Below are 2,268 nucleotides of genomic sequence, written 5' to 3' on the forward strand. Positions count from 1 at the left end.
GGGGGGGGGGGGGAGGGGGGGGGGGGGGGGCGGCCGGGGGCCCCGCGGGGGCGGGCCGGGGGAAATTACCGACGGCGTGGTGGCCGGGAAAAACTACCCGAACCATGAGGCGATCGATTTTTATCATCGTTATCCACAAGACCTGGCGCTGTTTGCCGAGATGGGCTTCAAATGTTTTCGCACCTCGATTGCCTGGACGCGTATTTTCCCGCAGGGCGATGAGCTGGAGCCCAACGAGGCTGGCCTGCAGTTTTATGATGATCTGTTCGACGAATGCCTGAAACACGGCATTGAGCCAGTCATTACGCTGTCGCATTTTGAAATGCCTTATCACCTGGTCACCGAGTACGGCGGCTGGCGCAACCGCAAGCTAATCGACTTTTTCGTGCGCTTTGCCAGGGTCGTCTTCACCCGCTATCAACATAAAGTGAAGTACTGGATGACCTTTAACGAGATCAACAACCAGGCCAACTTCCATGAGGACTTTGCCCCCTTCACCAACTCCGGTTTGAAATATTTGCCGGATGAAGACCGGGAACCGGTGATGTACCAGGCCGCGCACTATGAGCTGGTGGCCAGCGCCCTGGCGGTGAAAGCGGCGCGCGAGATCAACCCGGCGCTGCAGATTGGCTGCATGATCGCTATGTGCCCCATCTATCCGCTGACCTGCGCCCCGGACGATATGATGATGGCGATGAACGCCATGCACCGCCGTTACTGGTTTACCGACGTCCACGTGCGCGGTCGCTATCCGCAGCATCTGCTCAACTATTTTGCCCGCCGCGGCTTTACTCTGGATATCACCGAAGCCGATCGTCAGGCGTTAACCGAGGGCTGTGTCGACTACATTGGCTTTAGCTACTATATGTCGTTCGCTACCAAAGCCACCGAAGACAACCCCTTGCTTGATTATGATGAAACCACCAGCCTGGTCTCCAACCCGTACGTCAAAAAGTCGGACTGGGGCTGGCAGATTGACCCGGTCGGCCTGCGCTATTCGCTGAACTGGTTCTGGGATCACTACCAGCTGCCGCTGTTTATTGTCGAAAACGGCTTTGGCGCGATTGATGTCCGCGAAGCGGACGGCAGCGTCAATGACCAGTATCGTATCGATTATCTCTCCGCCCATATCGCGGAGATGAAAAAGGCGGTGGTCGAGGATGGCGTCGATCTGATGGGCTACACCCCCTGGGGCTGTATCGATCTGGTTTCCGCCGGCACGGGGGAAATGAAAAAACGCTACGGCTTTATTTATGTCGATAAAGATAATGAAGGCAATGGCACGTTGGCACGCAGCCGGAAAAAGTCCTTTGCCTGGTATCAGCAGGTAATTGCCAGCAACGGGGAGAAGCTGTCGTAGTCGGGTGGCGCTAACGCTTAACCGACCTACAATACACGTAGGCCCGCGTAAGCGTATGGACTGCACCCCGCACCCAAGCCGGAGCCTCGCCTCCGGTTTTTTTGTCTCTAAATCACTTTGCTTGATATACGTCAAGCAAGATGGGTATGGCACAATCCGCAAAAAGCGGTATAATCCCGCGATTTTTTTTGTGGCTGCCCCTCAGAGGAGAAAGAGAATGAAGATTGTGGAAGTCAAACACCCACTCGTCAAACACAAGCTGGGCCTGATGCGCGAGCACGACATCAGCACCAAACGCTTCCGTGAACTCGCCTCAGAAGTGGGCAGCTTACTGACTTATGAAGCCACCGCCGATCTGGAGACTGAGAAAGTCACTATTGAAGGCTGGAACGGTCCGGTGGAAGTCGAGCAGATCAAGGGCAAGAAAATTACCGTTGTGCCTATCCTGCGCGCTGGCCTCGGCATGATGGAAGGGGTGCTGGAGCACGTGCCAAGCGCGCGTATCAGCGTGGTCGGTATCTATCGCAATGAAGAAACCCTCGAGCCGGTGCCTTACTTCCAGAAACTGGTGTCTAACATCGATGAACGTATGGCGCTGGTCGTTGACCCGATGCTGGCCACCGGTGGGTCGATGATCGCCACTATCGATCTGCTGAAAAACGCCGGCTGCACCAGCATCAAGGTGCTGGTGCTGGTGGCGGCGCCGGAAGGGATTGCCGCGCTGGAGAAAGCCCACCCGGACGTTGAGCTGTACACCGCCTCTGTCGATAAGGGACTGAACGAGCACGGGTATATCATTCCCGGTCTCGGCGATGCCGGCGACAAGATTTTTGGAACGAAATAAAATATACCGCGAAAAAAACCGACCTTGAGAGTCGGGGTTTTTTTTTTTTTAAAAAAAAAAACAA

The 2,268-nt window shown here is 55.4% G+C and carries 2 protein-coding genes; both read left to right on the forward strand.

Going from position 1 to position 2,268, the window contains the following annotated elements; genetic code table 11:
* Positions 1–1,360: 6-phospho-beta-glucosidase (locus HMPREF9538_RS11085; protein WP_009485404.1), on the forward strand; the 1,360-nt coding region annotated here is incomplete at its 5' end.
* 217 nt (positions 1,361–1,577) lie between these two features.
* On the forward strand, positions 1,578–2,204 hold the full coding sequence (gene upp / locus HMPREF9538_RS0127890; protein WP_002913827.1) for a uracil phosphoribosyltransferase: 627 nt from the start codon (positions 1,578–1,580) through the stop codon (positions 2,202–2,204).
* Positions 2,205–2,268 lie beyond the last annotated feature (64 nt).

It is taken from the genome of Klebsiella sp. MS 92-3 (assembly GCF_000195655.1).
GTDB classification, from domain to species: Bacteria; Pseudomonadota; Gammaproteobacteria; order Enterobacterales; family Enterobacteriaceae; genus Klebsiella; species Klebsiella pneumoniae.

Bases quoted from the DNA above. Each gene is read 5' to 3' on its own strand.
- upp (WP_002913827.1), top strand. From the start codon at position 1,578: ATGAAGATTGTGGAAGTCAAACACCCACTCGTCAAACACAAGCTGGGC.